Genomic DNA, 21126 nt, shown 5'->3' on the forward strand with positions numbered 1-21126 from the left:
TGATGCGCTGCAGAGCCGGGGTCCATGATCGAGCTAAGCGAATGGGTCCCGGCTCTGCGGAGCAGCGCTCCGCGCTGCGCCGCGTCCGGAACACGCGAGAGCACCAAGGGCCTTGTCGGCTCGTAGCGAGTTGCCCGTCCCTACTCCGCCGCCGTTTGCAGCGCCACCTTTTCCGCGCGCACGGCGCAGAACTTGAATTCGGGAATCTTGCCGAACGGATCAAGCGCAGGGTTGGTGAGCAGGTTCGCCGCCGCCTCCGCGTAGCAGAACGGCATGAACACCATGTTCTCGGGCACGTCGCGGTCGGAGCGCACCTTGATCTCGACGGCGCCGCGGCGGGTCTGCAGGCGGATGAAATCGCCGGGCCAGACGCTGAGCTTGCGCATGTCCTTCGGCGACATGAACGCCACCGCCTCCGGCTCGATCTGGTCGAGTACGGACGCGCGACGGGTCATCGACCCCGTGTGCCAATGCTCGAGTACGCGCCCCGTGGACAGCACCATCGGATAATCGGCATCGGGCACCTCGTCCGGCGCGATTACCTTGGCCGGTACGATCTTGCCGCGGCCGCTTTCGGTCGGGAATCCCGTGGTGAAGATGATCTCGTTGCCGGGCTGATTCGGGTCGTCGACCGGATAGGTCACCGCGCCCTCGCGGACCAAGCGATCCCAGGTGATGTTCTTCAGCGACGGCATCACTTGCGTCATCTCGGTGAACACGTCGGCCGGGCCGTTGTAATCCCACGGCAGACCCATGCGCTTGCCGATCTCCTGGATGATCCAGAGATCCTGCCGCGCGTCGCCCGGCGGCCGGATCACCTCGCGCGCCAGCTGCACGCGGCGATCGGTGTTGGTGAAGGTGCCGCTCTTCTCTGCGAAGGCCGAAGCCGGCAGGATGACGTCGGCGTGGAACGCGGTCTCCGTGACAAAGAGATCCTGCACTACCAAATGATCGAGCATGGCGAGCGCTTCGCGCGCATGCTGCAGGTCGGGGTCCGACATCGCGGGGTTTTCGCCCTCGATATACATTCCCGTGATCTGGCCGGCATGGATCGCGTTCATGATCTCGACCACGGTCAGGCCGCGCACGGGATCGAGGTCCTGATGCCAGAGCTTTTCGAAGGGCTCGCGCAGATCGGTGCGGCCGACCGGCTGGTAGTCCGGCAGGAACATCGGAATCAGGCCGGCGTCGGAAGCGCCCTGCACGTTGTTCTGGCCGCGCAGCGGATGCAACCCGGTGCCGGGGCGGCCGATCTGCCCGGTGGTCAACGCCAGCGCAATCAGGCAGCGCGCATTGTCGGTGCCATGGACGTGCTGGCTGATGCCCATGCCCCAGAAGATGATCGAGGCCTGCGAACGCGCATAGGCCCGCGCCACTTCCTTCAGCGTCTCGGCCGGAATGCCGCAGATCGCTTCCATCTTCTCCGGCGGGAACTCCTTGATGCGCTCGGCAAGCTCGTCAAAGCCTTCGGTGTATCCAGCGATATATTGCTGGTCGGTCAGCCCCTCCGTGATGATGGTGTGCAGCATCGCATTCAGCATCGCGACGTCGCTGCCGGGCTTGAAGGCGAGATGCTTCCAGGCGTGGCGCGACAGCGCCTGCTTGCGCGGGTCCATCACGATCAGTTTTGCGCCGCCCTTGACCGCGTTCTTGAAGAAGGTCGCGGCAACCGGATGGTTCACGGTCGGATTGGCACCGATCACGATGATGACTTCGGCGTCCATCGCGGCGGAGAACGGCGCCGACACTGCGCCGGAGTGCAGGCCTTCGAACAGGGCCGCTACCGAGGAGGCATGGCACAGCCGGGTGCAGTGATCGACATTGTTGGAGCCGAAGCCGGTACGCACCAGCTTCTGGAACAGGTAAGCCTCTTCGTTCGAGCCCTTGGCGGACCCGAAGCCGGCCAGCGCCTTGACGCCCTTCTCGTCGCGAATCTTCAGGAGACCCTTGGCCGCAATATCCAGCGCCTCTTCCCATGAGGCTTCGCGGAAATGCGTGAACGGATTGGCTGGATCGACCTGGTCGTTGGCGTCCTTTTTCGCGTTCGGCAGCCGCACCAGCGGCTTGGTCAGCCGATGCGGATGATGGATGTAGTCGAAACCGAAACGGCCCTTGACGCAGAGGCGATTGTGGTTGGCGGGGCCATCACGGCCCTCGGCGTAAATGACCTTCTCGTCCTTGACCTGATAGGTGACCTGACAGCCGACGCCGCAGAACGGGCACAGCGAGTCGACCTTCTTGTCGGCGTAGGTGACGCGGGTCTGCTTCTCGTCCAGCATCACCGATGGCATCAGCGCGCCGGTCGGGCAGGCCTGCACGCATTCGCCGCAGGCCACGCAGGTGGATTCACCCATCGGATCGTCGAAGTCGAACACGATCTTGGCGCCGGCATTGCGATAGGCCATGCCGATGACGTCGTTGACCTGCACCTCACGGCAGGCGCGCACGCAGAGGCCGCATTGGATGCAGGCGTCGAGATTAACACTCATCGCCGGATGGCTGGTATCGCTTGTCCAGCGCTCAGCGGCCGGAAAACGGCTCTCGGTGACCTCGACCTTCTCGGCCCAGTGCCAGAATTTCGAATCGGGATCGTGCGAGGTCTCGCGCGCGGGCTGGTCGGCGACCAGGAGTTCCATCACCATTTTCTGCGCGGCGACGGCGCGGGCACTCTCGGTCTTCACCTTCATGCCGACGCTCGGCGTGCGTTTGCAAGACGCCGCCAGCACGCGCTCGCCCTCGATCTCGACCATGCACGCGCGGCAATTGCCATCGGGCCTGTAGTCAGGCTCCGGCGAGTAGCACAGATGCGGGATTTCCTTCTGGTGGCGTTTTGCCACTTGCCAGATGGTCTCGCCCGTGTTGGCCTCGACCTGCTGGCCGTCGAGTTCGAACTTGATCTTGGTCATTCCGCGGCCTCTTTCGGCACGAATTCTTCCGGAAAATATTTAATGACTGACGTCAGCGGATTCGAGGCGGCTTGTCCGAGACCGCAGATCGAGGCATCGCGCATCGCCTGGCTCAGCTGATCGAGCAGTTCGCGGTTCCACACCGGCCGCTGCATCAGCAACGCGGCCTTCTGCGTGCCGACCCGGCACGGCGTGCACTGGCCGCAGCTTTCATCCTCGAAGAACTTCATCAGGTTGAGCGCCGCATCCTTCACGCTGTCCTGCTCGGACAGGATGACGACGGCGGCGGAGCCGATGAAGCAGCCGTATTTTTCCAGCGTGCCGAAATCGAGCGGGATGTTGTCCATCGAGGCCGGCAGGATGCCGCCCGACGCGCCGCCCGGCAGATAGGCGCGGAAGGTGTGGCCGTCGGCCATGCCGCCGCAGAACTCGTCGATCAGCTCGCGCACGGTGATGCCCGATGGCGCCAGCTTCATGCCGGGATTTTTCACGCGGCCGGACACCGAATAGCTGCGCAGGCCGTGACGGTCGTTGCGGCCGTGGCTCTGCCACCAATCGGCGCCCTTCTCGACGATATCGCGCACCCACCACAGCGTCTCGATATTGTTGATCAGCGTCGGCAGGCCGAACAGGCCGACCTGGAACGGGTAAGGCGGCTTGTGCCTCGGCAGCCCACGCTTGCCCTCGATCGATTCGAGCAGCGAGGATTCCTCGCCGCAAATATAGGCGCCCGCGCCGCGGCGCAGGTGCAGCACCGGCCCGCCCCCCGGCAGCTTGGCGATCTCACGGCTGAGGATTTCGCGCGCGGCCGGATATTCGTCGCGGATGTAGATGTAGACGTCGCTCGCCTCGACCACATGTGCGCCGATCAGCATGCCCTCGATGAAGCGATGCGGATCGGTTTCGAGATAGTAGCGATCCTTGAAGGTGCCGGGCTCGCCCTCGTCGCCATTGATCGCCATCAGCCGCGGACCGGGCTCTCCGAGCACCGCGCGCCATTTGCGCCCGGTCGGGAAACCGGCGCCACCGAGCCCGCGCAGCGAGGCATCGTCGAGCGCCTTCAGGAGATCTTCCTTGCTCATCTCGCCCGAGCGAAGCCGGCTCAGAAGCTTGTAGCCGCCGTCGGCGACATAGGCGTCGTAGTCGACATAATCAGGCAGATGCGTATGGGTCTCGCCGGCCTTGGCGGCAGCGAGCACATTCGTCACCGTGGCATGGTCGACGAAGTGATGGCCGACTTCGGCAGCGGGCGCCGTATCGCAGCGGCCGACGCAGGGTGCGCGCACCACACGAATGCCGGGGCCGGCCTTGTCCTGCAGTTCATGCAGCAGCTTTTCCGCGCCCATCATCGCGCAGGTGAGCGAATCGCAGACGCGGATGGTCAGCGGCGCGATATCAGGCGCGCCCTCCTTCACCACGTCGAAATGCGCATAGAACGTCGCGGTTTCGAACACTTCCGCAAACGACAGCTTCATCTCGTCGGCCAGCGCCGCCAGATGCGCAGCCGAGATCTGGTGGTACGTGTCCTGGATGAGATGCAGGTGCTCGATCAGGAGATCGCGGCGCCGCGGGCGGTCGCCGAGCAGGAGCTCGATCTCGTGGGCGGCGGTGGGGTCGACCTGGCGGCCCTTCGGCGTCGCCTTGGCCCGCTTCCGGCCCGCGCCCGGATGCTCGAACGAGCGGACCTCGTGCACGTTATGGATGTTCATTGACAGCGTCTCGTTCTCTGAGCCTGAATTAGATCAACTCTAATGTCTGGTATGCCAGATGCCAAGCGAATTATGATGTCTTGCTAAGTATTTAAGTCGCTGGCGGAGGCGTGGTTCGGGCGTTCGAGCATCCTCGGCGATTTTAGCCGATATCGCCTTGCCCGACCCAGCAATGAGAACGCGAAACGACCGCAGGATCAATAAAGCTGTTCCATGCTGCAATAGCGAACGCCTATCGCCCTGCGGCCGAACCCGCGTTGGCGGGCCGCCGCGGGGTTTGATCCCGCACGGCGGCCAAACCGTCAGAGAATCTTGACGGCGCTTTCCAGCGTCTTCCAGACGCCCCAGGCCAGCGGAATGCCGACGAACGCCCAGAACAGCGCCGCCTTGGCGTCGAGGCCGCCGAAGCCGATACCGTAGGAGCCCGATGGCCCCGAGTTGCCGGCGCTCGCCGTCGCCGCCTGCAGCTTGGCGACCTCGGCATCGCTCATGTGCCACTTCTTGTCGACCGGCTTGATCAGGTAGTTGCAGATCAGGCCCGCAATCAACATCGCACACAGGATGTACATCGTGGTGTTGTAGAGCTGGTCACGCGGAACGCCGGCCGCGAGCTGGAATTCGCGGATGTAGTTCACCACCACCGGGCCGATAATGCCCGCGGTCGACCATGCCGTCAGCAGCCGGCCATGGATGGCGCCGACGAACTGGGTGCCGAACATGTCGGCGAGATAGGCCGGCACGGTGGCGAAGCCGCCGCCATACATCGACAGGATGATGCCGAAGCCGAGCACGAACAAGAGCTTCGAGCCCATCGCCGCAAATGTCGGCGCCAGCGCGTAGAGCGCGATGCCGAGGATGAAGAAGGTATAATAGGTGTTCTTGCGGCCGATCTTGTCGGACAGCGATGCCCAGAAGAAGCGGCCGCCGATATTGAACAGCGAGAGTAGCCCGGCGAAGCCGGCTGCGATGCCGGCAATCGTCGCTTTCTGCGTCGCGTCGAGCTGGTTGAAGCCGACGTCAGGCAAGCCGATCAGCTTGCCGGCGAAGATTTCCTGCAGCATCGGCGAAGCCATGCCGATCACGCCGATACCGGCCGACACGTTGAGGCAGAGCACCCACCAGATCAGCCAGAACTGCGGCGTCTTGTGCGCGTCCTTCAGATGGACGTGGTTCTGCGAGATCATCGCATTGGCCTTCGCCGGCGGCGTCCAGCCTTCGGGCCGCCAGCCCGCCGGCGGAAGCCGGTAGCGGAAGGCGCCGATCATCATGAACACGAAATAAATCACGCCCATCGCGACGAAGGTTTCCCAGACGCCGACCGAAGTCGGGGTCTTGAAATAGTTCATCAGCAGGTTGGCCAGCGGCGCGCCGATCATGGCGCCGCCGCCAAAGCCCATGATCGCCATGCCGGTCGCCATGCCGCGCCGGTCCGGGAACCATTTCACCAGCGTCGACACCGGCGAGATGTAACCGAGACCAAGACCGACGCCGCCGATCACGCCCGAGCCGAGCCACAACAGCCACAATTGATGGGTGTAGACGCCGATCGCACCGAGAAAGAGCCCGCCGCACCAGCACATCGCCGAGACGAAGCCGGCCTTGCGCGGACCGACGCGCTCGAGCCAGCCGCCCCACACCGCTGCGGAAATGCCGAGCAGCACGAAGAACAAGGTGAACATCCAGCCCAAGCTAGCGACCTTCCAGTCGCAGGTAGTGGTGAAAAGCTCCTGGAGCAGCGTCATGTCCGCGCACGCCTTCGGCGCATTCAGCCCGATCGCGCGCGACAATGGCAGCCAGAACACGCTGAAGCCATAGGCCATGCCTATGCAGAGATGGATGCAAAGCGCCGCCGGCGGCACCAGCCAGCGATTGAAGCCGGCGGTCGCGATCGTTCGCTCTTTGTCGAGGAATCCCGTTCCTGCACCGGGGATGCTCCCGGCGCTGCTGATTGTTGTCATCGCTATTTTCCCCTGCAGCCCGCGCTTGAGCGGGACTTTGTTTACTGTCTTCGATTCGTCATTCAGCCACGCAGTGGGGCAGCCCCATCCGCTGCTCCATGCGATTTCCGGAACGCGCGAAACCTGTTCGCGCATTCGAGAAAGTTCCACCCTGATGTTTTGATTGAGCTCGCAGCAGTGCCGGCCAATTGAGGTGAGATTTTGCCGACGTGAATAGCGGGCAGCAGTTCCATCCAACTGTGTACCCGTCTCATTGCCCTCCCTTTCATCTCGTTGAAAAGGAGTGAGCAATCCATGTGCCAAATCGCACGATGCCTGAAATCAATGACTTGTAAGGCAACCACCCTGCAACTCTGGACAAATTGTCCTGTTACTGCCGGACAAAATGTCCGCCCATCGGCGTCAGTCGGCCTCGGGAAGCCAAACGCGGAATGTGCTTCCTCGGCCGATTTCGCTCTCCACCGTAATCTGGCCACGCTGGCGCTTGATCAGCGTCTGACTGATGGAGAGGCCAAGGCCGGTGCCTTCCCGGCGCTTCGTCGTGAAGAACGGATCGAACACCTTCCCCACGACATCGGGTTCCATGCCGATTCCAGTATCGCCCACCTCGATGACGATGCCGGGCACGCCGTCTCGATCGGCGTCGTATGAGCGAAGCGTCAGGCGCCCGCCCTCCGGCATGGCGTGGATGGCGTTGACGATCAGGTTGATCAGCACCTGCTGCAGCTCGGTGCGATTCATCAGGACTAGGCGGCTGCCCCTGTCCTCTCTTGCAACCTCGATTTCCGTCTTGTTGAGGAGATGCTGCACCAGCGGCAGGCAGTCCGCCACGACGGCGCCGGGCGAATGACGCTCGACATAACCGGCATATTCCTCCGGCCGCGCGAACTGCAGCAGCTTGGTGACGATCTGGCTGATCCGGTAGATCTGCTCATCGACCAGACGGAATTCGACCTTGGCCTTTTCGACGTCGTCGCCGATCACGCTTCTGATAACGTCGAGATTGCCCTGCATCACCGCGATCGGATTGTTGATCTCGTGCGCTACGCCCGCGGTGATCTCGCCGATCGCCGCGAGTTTTTCCGACATGATGAGCTGCTTGGTGGTCGCCTCCAGCTTCAGATTGGCGAGTTCGAGGTCACGCGTCCGCTCGCGCACCCGGATATTCAACTCCTCGTTCCACTCGCGCAGCTGACGGTCGCGCTCCTGGATCTGGTCCAGCAATGTGTCGAGGTGAACCGCCACGCGGCCAATCTCGTCGCCCGACGCCGGCAGTTTGGTGCGCGCGGAGAGATTGCCGCTCTCCACCTCGCCGATCGTCGCGGTGACGCGTTCTAGCGGCATGAAGATCGATTGCGCCCAGCGCAGGAAGATCGGCACGGTAGCGACGGTGATCACGATGAAGGCGAGCGCGATGATCAGGAGCGTCTCGAGCTTGGCGTCGTTGAACGGCTTCTGCAGAAAGCCGACATAGAGCATGCCGACGCGCTTGCCGTAGGTATCGACGAGCGGCTCGTAGGCCGAGATGTACCAGTCGTTGACGACGAAGGCGCTGTCGAGCCAGGTGCGCCCCTCCCCTAAGACCGCGGAGCGCACCGCCGCCGACACCCGCGTCCCCAGCGCACGCCTTCCCTCGAACAGGCGGACATTGGTCGAGATCCGCACGTCATCCAGGAACAATGTCGCCGTGCCCTGGCTGCCCTCCGGCAGGCTCGCCGCCTGGTAGACGAGGTCGTTGATCGTATCGATGAATTCCAGATTCTGGTTCAGCAGAATCCCACCGACGAGCGCCGCCGGCCCGCCTCCGGGCGCCGTTGCGCGGCTCGCAGCATGCACCACCATGCCATGGGTTTCGGTGCTGCGGTCGGTCGGCACCGCATTTGGCGTCGGGACCAGATCGAGGCGCGCGCGCTCGGCAAGCGCAGGCGAAATCGCCGCAAGCTCGTCACCGGTAAAGATATCGACGCCCGTCGACGGCGATTGGCCCGACAGCGCAGAAGTGATGATCGGCCAGTCGGCCCTTGGCGCTCCCTTGAGTTGGGGTGACGAGGCCACGACCTTTCCGCTTGCATCCATCAAATAGAGGAAGTCGAGGCCCATCTCCTTGCGGGACTGCTCGAGCAAGGTCTCGACGGCCGCGAGCGTTTCCTGCTCTTCGACCTCCCGGAAGCGAAACGAGAGGCTGAGCCCGCGGATTTGAACGCCGGTTTTTTCCAGGATACGCGCCAGATATTGATGGGCGATGGTGAGATCGCCGTTCACCTTCGAGATCAGTGTCGCGTCGAACCGCGCATTCCAGCGATAGGCAGCGACGCCTAGCAGCAGCGGCAGGATGACCAGCATCGGCAGCAGCGCGATGGCAAGCAGCCGGAAGCGAACGGATTGTCCGCGAACGGGATCTTGCATGCTGCCCGCGCGGTCAGCCATTCCATAACGCGAGTTTGCGGTCGATGGTCTTGCGTGAAATGCCGAGCCGCCGGGCCGCTTCCTCGCGGTTGCCGCCGGCCTCCTTCAGCACCGAAAGAATATGCCGGCGCTCCAGGTCCGCCAGACTGTCGGCGGTGGCCGCCTGGCCGTCGTTTCGCGGACCGGCAAAATCGTCCGGGAATGCGCCGAGAATCAAGGTGCGCTCGATCAAATTGCGCAATTCGCGCACATTGCCGGGCCAGTCGTAGCTCGCCAGCGCAGCCCGCACGGCGCTGTCGATCGGAACCGGCGGCATGCCGAGCTGCATCGAGAGCTTGTTCATGAAGATGGCGGCGAGCTCCTGCACGTCGTCGCCGCGATCTTTCAACAACGGCAGATGAATCTGCATGACATTCAGCCGGTAATAGAGATCGGCGCGGAAGCGTCCCTTCTCTACCGCCTTCTGCAGATCGGCATTGGTCGCAAAGATGAAGCGAAGATCGACCGGTACTTCGCGTTCAGCGCCGACCGGACGAACGCGGCGGTCCTCCAGCACGCGCAGCAACTTACTCTGCATCGGCAGCGGCAGCTCGCCGATTTCGTCGAGGAACAGCGTGCCGCCATGCGCATAGAGAAACAGGCCTTCGCGGCCGCCTTCGGCGCCGGTGAAGGCGCCCTTGATGTGCCCGAACAACTCGCCCTCGATCATCTCGGGCGGAATGGCGGCGCAGTTGACCGGCACAAACGGCTTCTCGGCGCGATCGGACAATGAGTGGATAGAGCGTGCCGCGACCTCCTTGCCGGTACCGGATTCGCCGGTCAGAAGGATCGATGTCGGCAGCGGGGCGACACGCGCAATGGTCTCGCGCACGCTGCGGGCCGCCGGCGACTCCCCGATCAGATTGTCGCGCAGGAAGGTGCGGTCGGATGACGCGCGTAGCGCATAACGCAGCACATAGTTCTCGCGCTGCAGCCGGACGCGGTCGAGACAGCGTGCGACCGCATTGAGTATCTGGTTCGAGCGGAACGGTTTCAGCACGAAATCCACCGCGCCGGCGCGCAGCGCCTGAATCGCGGTATCGAGATCGGCATAGGCCGTGATCAGGATGGCGTCGGCAAAGAAACCGACGGCCCGCTGCTCCGCCAGCCAGTCGACGCCGTTCTTGCCCGGCATGATATTGTCCAGGATGACGATGTCGAACCGGCTCTTGTCGAGCTTGCGCGAGGCCTCGTCCGTATCGGCCGCCTCCTCCACATGCTTGCAGCGCGGTCCCAGCGTGCGCATCAGGAAATTGCGCATGCCCGGCTCGTCATCGATAATCAGGATCGAGGCCTGCGCCAGCGCGCTGAACTCAGGCGTGCCGGCCGATTTGCCGAGCTTTGCCGCCGGCTCATTGGCCGTGGCAGTGGGTGCCGCTGCGCTTGCCTTCGATGTCGGGAGGTTCATGCCGGGATTTCTAGGACCGTATGTCGCACCCGGCAATCGTACGTTTTAATGAGGTCGTTGTCCTACGCGGGGCTTGCAGACACCCATATCACGCATTCGCTTCTTCTATCGACCCATTTGTTTTTTCAATCAAAAATACGATGCGGTCCTGGCTGCGCTCGGTGATTTCGACCTTGTCGCCGGTCTCGCGAATGAGGTTCGGGATATCGATCACCGACAGCGGATCGGTGCACAGCACTTCCAGCCGGTCGCCGGGCGGCAGGTTCTTTAGCGCCTTGCGTGTTTTCAGCGCCGGCAAGGGGCATTTCAGCCCGGCCAGATCGAGTTTTGTCGTGGTCATGGTGCGACCATGGCGAAGCGGCTCGGCATCGTCAACGGACATCAGTTGATCAGCCCCGCGTAGGACAGAAACCCGACCATCTGCCCGGGCGAGACCTGCGTGACGTCTTCGCCGAGCTCGACGAGGCCATCGGTGTCCGTCAGCGAGGACAACAGGCCTGCGCCTTCGCGGGGAAATTTTTCCGCTTCCAGCGCGCCATCCGCGGCCTTGCGCAAGGTGACGCGGACATATTCGCGGCGCGAAATCTTCTTCTTGTAGGCGAAGGCCGCACGCACCGGCATCGGCGTCAGCGACTCCGGCCGCGCACCCGACAGCGCCAGGATGGTCGGCCGCACCACATGCACGAAGGTGACAAAGCTCGCCACCGGATTGCCAGGCAATCCGATGAAAGGCGTGCCGGCGATGATGCCCATCGCAACGGGACGTCCCGGCTTGATCGCCATCCGCCACAGCACCAGCCGGCCGACGCTCTCGACGCTTGCCTTGACGTGATCCTCCTCGCCGGTCGAAACGCCGCCGGTGGTGAGGATCAAATCGTGCGCGGCGGCCACCTCCTGCAGGGCGCGTGCGAGCGCGGCGCGGTCGTCCCTGATGATCCCGAGATCGCTCACCTCGCAGCCGAGGCGCGCGAGCATCGCCATCAGCATGAAGCGGTTGGAATCGAACAATTGCGCCGCAGCACGCGCTTCGCCGGGTGAAGCCAGCTCGTTGCCGGTAGAGAACACGGCGACGCGAAGACGTCTGACGACCTCGAGTTTGGTCAGGCCGAATGCCGCCGCAAGCGCAACGTCCTGCGGCCGCAGCCGCTGGCCGGCCGTCAATGCCGCAAAGCCTAAAGGAATATCTTCGCCCGCCGGCCGCACATTGGCGCCCGCCCTAAGGCCCGCGGGAAGGATCACCTTGTCGCCGTCGACGCGAACGTCTTCCTGCATGAAGACGGTGTCGGCGCCATCAGGCATCGGCGCGCCGGTAAAGATTCGCGTCGCCTGCCCTGCCCTGAGCGGCGCAGATGCGGTGCTGCCCGCCTGAACACGGCCGCTTACCGCAAATGTCTGCTCGTCCTTCTGCGACAGGTCGCAGCTCGAAACCGCATAGCCGTCGACGGCGGAATTGGTGAAGGGCGGCAGGGGCAGTGGTGCCAGAACATCGTGCGCGAGAACACGGCCATCGGCCTGCGCGAGCGCGACCGTCTCGACATCCACCACCGGCGTCACGCGGGTCGTGATGAGACCCACGGCCTCATCGACCGACATCATCGGGCCGCCGAAGGCAAAGCAATCGTCCGACAATTGCGCCATGGGTTCGATCAGCCCTCAGCTTCGCATTTGGCGAGTACCTCTTCGAGCGAGATCGCTGATTTCAGCATCATCGCCGTCACCGCCTCGATATCGTCGAGATGGGCGGTCGGCAGCGTGGTTTCAACCTCCGTGTCGGTCGCAATGCCGACGATACCGGGGTCGTCAGGGAACAGCAGCGGCTTGCCGTTGGCGGCGCGGTGAACCTCGATCTTGCGATGCGGTTCACGCTTGAATCCTTCGACGACGACGAGATCGACCGGCGACATCTTTGCCAGCAGTTCCGACAATCGCGGCTCGCTGGCACCGCGCAATTCGCGCATCAGGGCCCATCGCTGGCTGGAGGACACCAGCACCTCGGCCGCGCCGGCCTCGCGGTGCCGCCAGGAATCCTTGCCGGGCACGTCGACGTCGAAGGCATGATGGGCGTGCTTGATCACCGAGACGCGAAGGCCCTGTTTTGCGAATTGCGGGATCGCCCGCGTCAGCAAGGTGGTCTTGCCGGCGCCGCTCCATCCCGCGAGGCCTATTACTTTCATCATGCTCTCCGGAACCAAAACCCTCGTCCTATGCCGTCATGCCCGGGCAAAAGCGCGAAGCGCGTCTTTACCCCAGAAGTCCCGGGCATCCACGTCTTGATGCTGTCGCCAAAAGGAAGACGTGGATGGCCGGGACCAGCCCGGCCATGACGGGTAGACCGTGACTTGTTAACTCCGGTCCTTATATCAGCCCGGAGACAAAGTCATGCTAACCTGCGTCCTATGATGAAGATGGAAAAAGCCCCCGCTCCCCTGATCGTGCCGAATCCCGAGGATCCGCGGCTGACCGAGCGCGTCGCCGGGACCGACCAGACCGGCGCTTCAGTCGAAATCCGGGTGCCGGTCGAGCGGCCGCTGACCCTGTACCTGAACGCGCAGGAGATCGTCACCATGATGACGATCGGCGACTATCCGGAATATCTGGCGCTCGGCTATCTCCTCAACCAGAATATGTTGAGATACGACGATGTCGTCACCGAGGTCGAATACGACGACGATTTGCAGGTCGTGGTGGTGCGCACCGAGCATCACACCAATTTCGAGGCAAAGCTGAAGAAGCGCACGCAGACCTCCGGCTGTGCGCAAGGCACTGCGTTCGGCGACCTGTTGGAAGCGGTGGAAAGCGTGGCGTTGCCGAAGGCGGAGCTGCGCACCTCCTGGCTCTACGAAATGACGCGCACGATCAACACCATGCCCTCGCTCTACCTGGAAGCCGGCGCGATCCATGGCTGCGTGCTGTGCAAGGAAGGCACGCCGGTCTGTTACACGGAGGATGTCGGCCGCCACAACGCTGTCGACAAGATCGCCGGCTGGATCTATCGCCACGGCGTCGATCCCGCCGACAAGATCCTCTACACCACCGGCCGCCTCACCTCGGAGATGGTGATCAAGACGGTGCGGATGGGGATTCCAATTCTCGTCTCGCGCTCCGGCTTCACCGCGTGGGGCGTGGAGCTGGCGCGGCAGGTCGGGCTGACACTGGTCGGCCGCACGCGCGGCAAGCGCTTCATCGCGCTATCAGGGCAGGAGCGGATCGTGTTCGACCAGAACCTCGACTATGTCGAGGAGGAATCCGCGCGGCACAAGCGCAAGGGCGAAGAGCGTGACGACTAGAATTCCCGGCGTGCTCCTGGCAGGCGGACTGGCACGGCGGATGGGCGGCGGTGACAAGCCGATGCGCACCATCGCCGGCCGTACCATTCTGGATCGCGTGATCGCGCGGCTTGCGCCGCAATGCGATGGATTGATCCTCAATGCCAATGGCGATCCGGCGCGCTTTGCCACGTTCAACTTGCCGGTGATCGCCGACGGCGTCGCCGATTTCCCCGGCCCGCTCGCCGGCATTCTGGCGACGCTCGACTGGGCCGCGGCCAACCGACCTGATGTAAGGCTCGTTCTCAGCGCCGCCGCGGACTGCCCGTTCCTGCCGCGTGATCTGGTGGCGCGGCTACATGGCGCACTGGAAGCGGAGAATGCGGAATTGGCCGTCGCCGCTTCCGACGGCCAGTCGCATCCGGTGATCGGACTGTGGAGCGTCGGCTTGCGCGAAGAGCTGCGCCACGCGCTTGTTGTCGAAGACATCAGGAAGATCGACCGCTGGACCGCGCGATACCGACTGGCCACGGTGACATGGCCTGTCGAACCGCTCGATCCCTTCTTCAACGCCAACACCATGGACGATATCGCGGAGGCGGAACGGCTGGCGATGCTGGATGGCGACTAGGCGGCCAGATTGCCGCAGACCCGCCTTGAACCCCGCCCCGGCTGATGGCGACCACTGGTTATCCCAGGCGGGCAACTGCCCGCCCGATATCGAGAAACGCAGATGAGCGAACTTTCGGGTTTTCTGATCTTCATCGTCCGAGCGGTCAATTTTGTCTGGGATGCCGTGCTGCTCGTCTCGAACCTGCGCAAGCTTGCTGCGATGTGGACGGACGCCGACAAGCTCGTCGCCGTGCCGGCGGAAGCAAGAATCCTCTCTCCCGCAGCGCAGCGCGCACTTGCCGAGGCCGAACGGCGCAACCAGTTCCTCTACCTGCCCCGCAGGTGCGCCGCCGCCCCCCCTAGCTACCCGGACATTGACGAAATCGGTCGGGATTTCAGGATCAGATTAAATACGATTTAATGTGCCTGCCGGCAAAATGACCCTGCGGAATTAACGCGAGGCCGTCGCCATGTTTGGACGCAGGACAAGTTTCGACACGAGAAAGCCGACCGTTGCCGAAATTAGAGCAATGCCTCGGACACCTGACGCAGATGGCGTAACCCGCGTTATCCCGAAGGAAATTTGGGACGATCCGAAGATCGGCAACATGCTGCGGGAATGCGGCTTTGCTCCTGACGATCCGCGCAACATCCTGCCCACGGCAGACGATTATATCGCTCTGTTCGAGGCCTCCAGGAAGCGGCTGGGGGAGCGCACCGAGACCTTCAACCGCGAAATGACCGCCCGCCATGGTTATTGCCGCGCCGCGCCTTTTCTGGTCATCGACCACACCATCTGGGACGGCGAACATGGTGCATTCCTGTATGCCTCGATGAACCTCATAGGGTTCGACGAGTGGAACGTGCTTATGCTTGCCACGGATATGCGCACCAAGGAGGCCTGTGACATCGCTGGTCATCCCGGCTCGATACCAGCAGTCACGGAAGTCATGACCCAACGGGTTATCGATTGGAAGCGGCGTCACGAGACCGCGCTCGACGCGTACGGTGTCACGGCGTTGGGCGGCCAGGGCATGACGCAAGAGCAATACGAGGACGAAAAGGACACGCTGCGCCGAGAGATTGTGGACAACGTCGGCTGGATGAAGTCCCGGATCATCAGCGAGTTGCTGCGCGTTCAGGGCTAAGAAATTACGCGGCCAGCGCCACGCTCCACGCGTCGTAGCCGTAGACCCAGTCGGTATCCGTTCTCCCACTTAGCCAGGTGTTGGCGCGCGAGGTCGCCTGGACGCGCGCCGTCCGCTCCTTGCGTGTCGCTTCGAAACGGCGAAAGGCGTTCGCAACGCCTTCCCGCTCGACGCCGTCGAGGCAGCGCGACAATACGGCAGCATCCTCGATCGCCATCGCCGCGCCCTGCGCCATGTATGGCGTCATCGGATGGCAGGCGTCGCCGAGCAATGTCACGTTGCGATCCGCCCAGCGCTCCAGCGAATTGCGGTCGACGATCGCCCATTTGTGGACATCGGGACATGCCGCCAGCACCCGCTCGACCTGGTGGTGGAAGCCGGCGAACGCCTTGCGCAATTCCCTGACATCGCCCTTTGCCGACCACGACTCGATCCGGAATTCCGGCTCGGGCTGGCTGGTCACAAGGTAGATTTCGCTGCGGTCCGGCTTGACGTAATAGATGACGATGTGGCGGTCCTCGCCCCACCATTTGGTGCAATCGTCGATCTTTTCGCCGCCGAGCAGCGCGGCGGGATAGGTGGTGCGGTACGCGATCCGCCCGGTAAAGTTCACCGGCGAAGTACCGAACAGGATGTCTCGCACGACCGAGTGGACGCCGTCGGCGCCGATCACGGCATCGGCCACCACGGTCGTGCCGTTGCCGAAGGCAAGCCGAACACCCTCACCGGCTTCCTCCAGCCCGACCAGTCTGTGGTTGAGCCTGATGCATGCATCGGGCACGGCACCGGCAAGCGCCGCATGCAAATCGCCGCGATGCGCCAAAAGATAGGGCGCGCCGAATTTCTGCTCGGCGCTTTCGCCGAAGATCATGTCGAACTTGATGTCGCCACTGCGCCAGTCGCGGTTGTTCCAGGAGCGCGGATAGAAGGATTGTGCCCGTAGCCGAGACTCCAACCCTAGCTCGCGCAGCACCTTCATGGCGTTGCAGCCGATCTGGATGCCGGCTCCTAACCGCGCGAATTGCGTGGCCTGCTCGTAAACGGTGACCTCGATGCCCACCCGCCTGAGCGCCGCGGCGGTCGCAAGGCCGCCCATGCCGGCGCCGATGATCGCAATCGATAGCGGTCTTGCCATTCCATCCCTGCCCGAGCCGCTTCTGTTGGCGGCTTCGTCAATTCGCGAACGCTTCAGGCCGGCCGAAAGCCCGCCTGCGCCAGTGCGGCCCGCCCTGCTTCCGATGCGAGCGCGTCGAGAAATGCCTGCACCGCTGGCCGCTGCTTGCGCGCCTTCACCAGCGCAAAATCATAATGCTCTTCGGCAAAGGGAATGAAACCCAGGTTTGACGCATGCGCGACCGGCGCAATGGTCATGCCCCAGTCAGCGCGGTGCTGCGCGACGGCTGCCGCCACCGCATTATGCGAACGCGGCTGATTCCAGTAGCCATCCGGGCGCGCGCCGCCGAGCAGCCGGTCGATCAAAATGCGCGTACCGGCGCCCTGGTTGCGGTTGACCATGATGCAGGCGGAGTCGGCAAGCGCGGCGCGGACCGCGTCCTCCGCACTCAGCCCCTCGAAACGGCGGTCGCCCCTGCGGAACACGATGCCCTGCATGCGACGCCAGCCCGGCACCAGCTCGAGTCCCTCACTCAGATAGGGCGTGTTGTAGGTCTCGCTCTTCTCGTCGAACAGATGGATCGGCGCGAAATCGCACTCGCCGCGCTTGGCGGCGGCGAGCCCGCCGAGGCTGCCGACCGCGATCGAACGCACCACCAGCCCGGCATGCGCCAGCGGCGCGGTGACGAGATCGAGCCCGGTGCAGTGGCTGCCGACGATGACGAGATCGGGCACCCGCACATGCGGCGTGAACAGCGTGATCTCGGCCTCGCTGCCGGTCGGCATCTGGTCCGCCAGCGCATCGATGCGCAGAAAGCCGTCGGACTGCGCAAACGAAGTGATGGCGCCCGAGCCCTTGCCTGTCGGGTAAGCGATCAATCCATCCGCGCCTTCGACCAGCGACACCATCACGAACTCGGTGCGGCCGAGCTCGGAAGCAATCCGCACCGGCACGCGCGCATTGACCTTGGCGTCCGACCGCGGCGGCAGGCCGGCCATCCGCCGCAGCACCGGCACGATCATGTCGTGGAAGGTGAACATCGCGGAGGTCGGAAATCCCGGCAGGATGATGACAGGCTTGCCGTCGCACACCGCAAGGCACAGCGGCTTGCCGGGCTTGAGCGCTACGCCATGCGCGATGATGCCGGGTTTGCCGAGCCGGCCGATGATACGGTGAGAGACGTCGCCAGCCCCCTTCGACGTTCCACCTGACAGCACCAGCATGTCGCTGATCGCGAGCGCCTTGCGCATTGCTTCTTCGAGCTGCGCTTCGTCGTCAGGGATGGCGCCGAGAAAGTGAGCCTCGCCGCCATTCTCGGAAATCGCCGCGGTGACGATCGCGCCGTTGGTATCGTAGATCGCAGCCGGCCGTAACGGCTGGCCGGGCTGCACCAATTCGTCGCCGGTCGAGATGATCGCAACGCGCGGCCGGCGCGCGACGGGAACATTCGCGATACCGCACGCCGCCAGCATGCCGATCTCGCGCGAGCCGATGACCGTGCCGGCGCGCAGCAGCGCCTCGCCGCGGGCAATGTCAGAACCGGCATAGGACACGAATTGTCCGGGCGAAGCAGCGCGGCGGATTTCGATCGCGCGCGGTCCCGCCGGCTGCGTGTGCTCGACCATGACGACGGCGTCCGCCCCGCGCGGCACCGGACCGCCGGTCGCAATCGGCGTCGCCGTTCCCGACAGCACCGGCCGCGTCGGCGCGGTGCCGCAGGCGATCACCTCATCGTTCAGTATTACGCGGACCGGCGAAGCTTCACCCGCTGAAGCGAGGTCGGCCGAACGCACCGCAAAGCCGTCGACATTGGAACGATCGAACGGCGGCACGTCGATCGGCGCCACCACGTCCTCGGCAAGCGCACAGCCGAGCGCGCCGGCGAGCAGGCGCATTTCGCTTGCTACCGCATGTGGGAACAAGGCGGCTTCGAACCGCGCCAGCGCGTCCTCGCGCGAGAGGATCGTCAGGAACTGATCCTGCTCGTTCGTATCGCGATCTTTCGGCGAGGGCGTATTGGTCATTCCCGAACTCATATCACTCCCGAAGCATATAGGCGTCGACGGGGCGGCCTGCCGCAAATCCCTCCGAGCCGCCCGGCACGGCGAGCCAGGCCTCGGCGCGGGCAATCGCCTCCAGCGACAACTCGCCCACCGCCAGCGTGCTCCACATGTCCTGCTTCCGCTCCACCAGCACGATCTCGGCGATGCCGACCTGAGATGCAATCTTGCGCGCCAGCGGCAAATTGACCGTCTCGCGTCGGCGATGAACCGAGAGGCGATCGAGCACCGGCAGTGCCAGCGTCCACCATGCCGCAAGGGCCTGGTCCGGCGCCCCCGGCAGCACCACGACCGGCGTCTTGCCGATGCGTCCGATCGCCGAAGTGCGCCCGGGCTGCAGGGCAATGCCGTGGGCAAGCACCTCGCCGCGTGAAGCCAGTGCCGTTACTGCCGCATCGGTGCGACCGACGCCGGAGCCGCCGACGCTCAGGAGCAGATCGCAGGATCTACCATCGAGCGCTGCACCAATCGATCCGGCATCGCGTCCCGCAGCAGTAAAGGAGGTCGTTGCGGCGCCGATGGCGCGTGCGCTCTCCGCGATCAGATCCGCCGTCACGTCGCTACCGGGAATATTGACGACGCGCACCCGCGGACGGCGGACGTTCAAGTGCTGCAGTCCGGCAGCGCGCGCCATCAGAAGATCGCGCGGCCGCACGTGCTGCCCGGCCTCCACGACGAAGCGGCCCGCGGCGATATCGCTGCCGGCCCGGCGCACGCCTTGCCCCGGGATTGCTTCCGCCAGCACCTGCGGCATCGGCCCTGAGACATCGACCGAATCCGAATCCAGCACGCAGTCGCAACCATCCGGAATGGCCTCGCCGGCTTCGACCCAAACCGGCACGGCCATCAATGGCAACGGCGAATAGGAGGACGCGCCGACGAGATCGCGGGCGCAAAGCGCGTAACCGTCGACCGAGGCCGTATCGCGCTCCGGATAGGCCTTGAGCGGCGGCATCTCGGCTGCGACACAGCGCAGCGCATCCGCAAGCGCCAGTTCCGCCGGCGCGACGGCGTCGGCACCGTCGAGCAATGTTGCGACCGCCGCATCGAGCGGCGTGAGGGAGGCTGGCAGGCGCTGGGACGACGTCATGGCCCGGCTATGCCCTGAATCGGGCCGGAAATAAACAGAACCCGCTACTGTTCGCGTTTTCCCCTCTCCTTTCGGCTGGTTGACGATAGTCCAAAATAGTTGCAAATGAGACCAATTGGCGGAGCCAACCGCCGACCAATCGATACGGCCAATCGCGCCGATCCCTGAGGGAGAAAACGAATGTTCGCCAGGAACCTTTCCAGGCTGGGACTGGTCGCGGCTGCGATGCTGGCATCGACCGCAGCGCTCGCGCAAATTTCAGATGATTTGGTCAAGATCGGCGTCCTCACCGATATGAACGGCCCGGCGGCGACGCCGACCGGCCAGGGCTCGGTGACAGCAGCGCAAATGGCGATCGATGATTTCGGCGGCACAGTGCTGGGCAAACCGATCAGCATCGTCATCGGCGACCACCAGCTCAAGCCCGACATTGGCGGCGCCATCGCGCGGCGCTGGTACGACGTCGAGCAGGTCGATCTGATCGTCGACGTGCCGGTGTCGGCAGTCGGCCTTGCCGTGCAAGGCATCGCCAACGAGAAGAAGAAACTGTTCATCACGCATTCGACCCTCACCGCGGACTTCCACGGCAAATCCTGTTCGCCTTACGCGATGCAGTGGGTGATCGACACCCGTTCGCTCGCGGTCGGCACTGCGCAGGCCGTGGTGAAGCGCGGCGGCGACAGCTGGTTCTTCATCACCGACGACTACGCCTTCGGCCATTCGCTGGAACGCGACGCTTCCGCCGTGGTCACCAAGAATGGCGGCAAGGTGCTGGGCTCGGTCAGGCCGCCGCTCGCGACGCCGGACCTGTCGTCATTCGTGCTACAGGCCCAGGCCTCCAAGGCCAAGATCATCGGCATCGCCGCCGGTCCGCCCAACAACATGAACGAGATCAAGACGGCTGCCGAGTTCGGCGTGTTCAAGGGTGGCCAGCAGATGGCGGCGCTGCTCGCGCTGATCACCGACATCCATTCGCTGGGATTACCGGCAGCGCAGGGCCTGTTGCTGACGACCTCGTTCTACTGGGACATGGACGACAAGACCCGCGAATGGTCGAAGCGCTATTTCGCCAAGATGAACCGGATGCCGACGATGTGGCAGGCCGGCGTCTATTCCTCGGTGATGAGCTATCTCAACGCGATCAAGGAAGCCGGCACCGATGAACCGCTGAAGGTGGCGGCGAAGATGCGCGAAAAGCCGATCGAGGATTTCTTCTCCCGCAACGGAAAACTGCGCGAGGACAATCTGATGGTGCACGACCTCTGGCTGGTGCAGGTCAAGAAGCCCGAGGAATCGAAATATCCGTGGGACTATTATCAGATCCTCGCCAAGATACCGGGCGACGAAGCGTTCGGCCCGCCGGACCCGGCGTGCGCGATGGCGAAGAAGTAGGACGCGAATGGCGAGTAG

16 protein-coding genes are annotated in these 21126 nt (G+C 63.9%); 5 read left to right on the plus strand and 11 right to left on the minus strand.

The genetic code is table 11. The annotated features are described in order from the left end of the window. Positions 1-140: 140 nt before the first annotated feature. The 8 genes from fdhF to mobB form a co-directional block, all read right to left on the minus strand. On the minus strand, positions 141-2906 hold the full coding sequence (fdhF, locus tag QA643_RS32940; RefSeq protein WP_283029826.1) for a formate dehydrogenase subunit alpha: 2766 nt from the start codon (positions 2904-2906) through the stop codon (positions 141-143). Further along, complete coding sequence (locus QA643_RS32945) at positions 2903-4615, minus strand: NADH-ubiquinone oxidoreductase-F iron-sulfur binding region domain-containing protein (RefSeq protein ID WP_283029827.1); 1713 nt, start codon at positions 4613-4615, stop codon at positions 2903-2905. Before QA643_RS32945 ends, fdhF begins: the two co-directional genes overlap by 4 nt. A gap of 302 nt (positions 4616-4917) precedes the next feature. After that, entirely contained in the window at positions 4918-6573 is a 1656-nt protein-coding gene (locus QA643_RS32950; protein ID WP_283029828.1) for an OFA family MFS transporter, read from the minus strand. A 402-nt stretch (positions 6574-6975) separates the two neighbouring features. Continuing rightward, a complete protein-coding gene (locus QA643_RS32955) occupies positions 6976-8979 on the minus strand; it encodes a HAMP domain-containing sensor histidine kinase (protein WP_283029829.1) in 2004 nt (667 codons plus the stop codon). Positions 8980-8992: 13 nt separating this feature from the next. Beyond that, entirely contained in the window at positions 8993-10426 is a 1434-nt protein-coding gene (locus tag QA643_RS32960; RefSeq protein WP_283029830.1) for a sigma-54 dependent transcriptional regulator, read from the minus strand. An 88-nt stretch (positions 10427-10514) separates the two neighbouring features. Continuing rightward, positions 10515-10766, minus strand: coding sequence for a sulfurtransferase TusA family protein (locus QA643_RS32965; RefSeq protein ID WP_283035003.1), 252 nt, complete (start codon positions 10764-10766; stop codon positions 10515-10517). Between the two features lie 41 nt (positions 10767-10807). Then, entirely contained in the window at positions 10808-12064 is a 1257-nt protein-coding gene (gene glp / locus QA643_RS32970) for a gephyrin-like molybdotransferase Glp (protein ID WP_283029831.1), read from the minus strand. Between the two features lie 8 nt (positions 12065-12072). Beyond that, positions 12073-12600 (minus strand): molybdopterin-guanine dinucleotide biosynthesis protein B, encoded by a 528-nt coding sequence (gene mobB / locus QA643_RS32975; protein ID WP_283029832.1) that lies wholly within the window; start codon positions 12598-12600, stop codon positions 12073-12075. Between the two features lie 222 nt (positions 12601-12822). Between mobB and fdhD the strand changes: the two genes are divergently transcribed. The 4 genes from fdhD (at position 12823) to QA643_RS32995 (ending at position 15452) form a co-directional block, all read left to right on the plus strand. Continuing rightward, positions 12823-13713: a formate dehydrogenase accessory sulfurtransferase FdhD gene (gene fdhD / locus QA643_RS32980; RefSeq protein WP_283029833.1), complete on the plus strand. Its 891-nt coding sequence runs from the start codon at positions 12823-12825 to the stop codon at positions 13711-13713. Positions 13714-13753: 40 nt separating this feature from the next. Then, entirely contained in the window at positions 13754-14323 is a 570-nt protein-coding gene (mobA, locus tag QA643_RS32985) for a molybdenum cofactor guanylyltransferase MobA (protein ID WP_283035004.1), read from the plus strand. A gap of 102 nt (positions 14324-14425) precedes the next feature. Next, the gene (locus tag QA643_RS32990; protein ID WP_283029834.1) at positions 14426-14725 is read left to right on the plus strand and encodes a hypothetical protein; all 300 of its coding nucleotides are present in this window, start codon (positions 14426-14428) and stop codon (positions 14723-14725) included. A 49-nt stretch (positions 14726-14774) separates the two neighbouring features. Beyond that, on the plus strand, positions 14775-15452 hold the full coding sequence (locus QA643_RS32995; RefSeq protein WP_283029835.1) for a hypothetical protein: 678 nt from the start codon (positions 14775-14777) through the stop codon (positions 15450-15452). Between the two features lie 4 nt (positions 15453-15456). Here the strand turns inward: QA643_RS32995 and QA643_RS33000 are convergent, their stop codons facing one another. From QA643_RS33000 to QA643_RS33010, 3 genes are read right to left on the minus strand one after another with little or no spacing between them, the layout of a single operon-like run. After that, positions 15457-16587 (minus strand): FAD-dependent monooxygenase, encoded by a 1131-nt coding sequence (locus QA643_RS33000; RefSeq protein ID WP_283029836.1) that lies wholly within the window; start codon positions 16585-16587, stop codon positions 15457-15459. Positions 16588-16640: 53 nt separating this feature from the next. Further along, positions 16641-18590: a molybdopterin biosynthesis protein gene (locus QA643_RS33005; protein WP_283029837.1), complete on the minus strand. Its 1950-nt coding sequence runs from the start codon at positions 18588-18590 to the stop codon at positions 16641-16643. 13 nt (positions 18591-18603) lie between these two features. Beyond that, positions 18604-19716 carry a molybdopterin-binding protein gene (locus tag QA643_RS33010; RefSeq protein WP_283029838.1) on the minus strand — a complete coding sequence of 371 codons (1113 nt, stop codon included), beginning with the start codon at positions 19714-19716 and terminating at the stop codon, positions 18604-18606. A 180-nt stretch (positions 19717-19896) separates the two neighbouring features. On the opposite strand from QA643_RS33010, the gene QA643_RS33015 reads away from it, so the two are divergent. Then, positions 19897-21108 (plus strand): ABC transporter substrate-binding protein, encoded by a 1212-nt coding sequence (locus tag QA643_RS33015; RefSeq protein ID WP_283029839.1) that lies wholly within the window; start codon positions 19897-19899, stop codon positions 21106-21108. Positions 21109-21126 lie beyond the last annotated feature (18 nt).

The sequence above is a fragment of the Bradyrhizobium sp. CB3481 genome (genome assembly GCF_029714305.1).
Classification (GTDB): domain Bacteria; phylum Pseudomonadota; class Alphaproteobacteria; order Rhizobiales; family Xanthobacteraceae; genus Bradyrhizobium.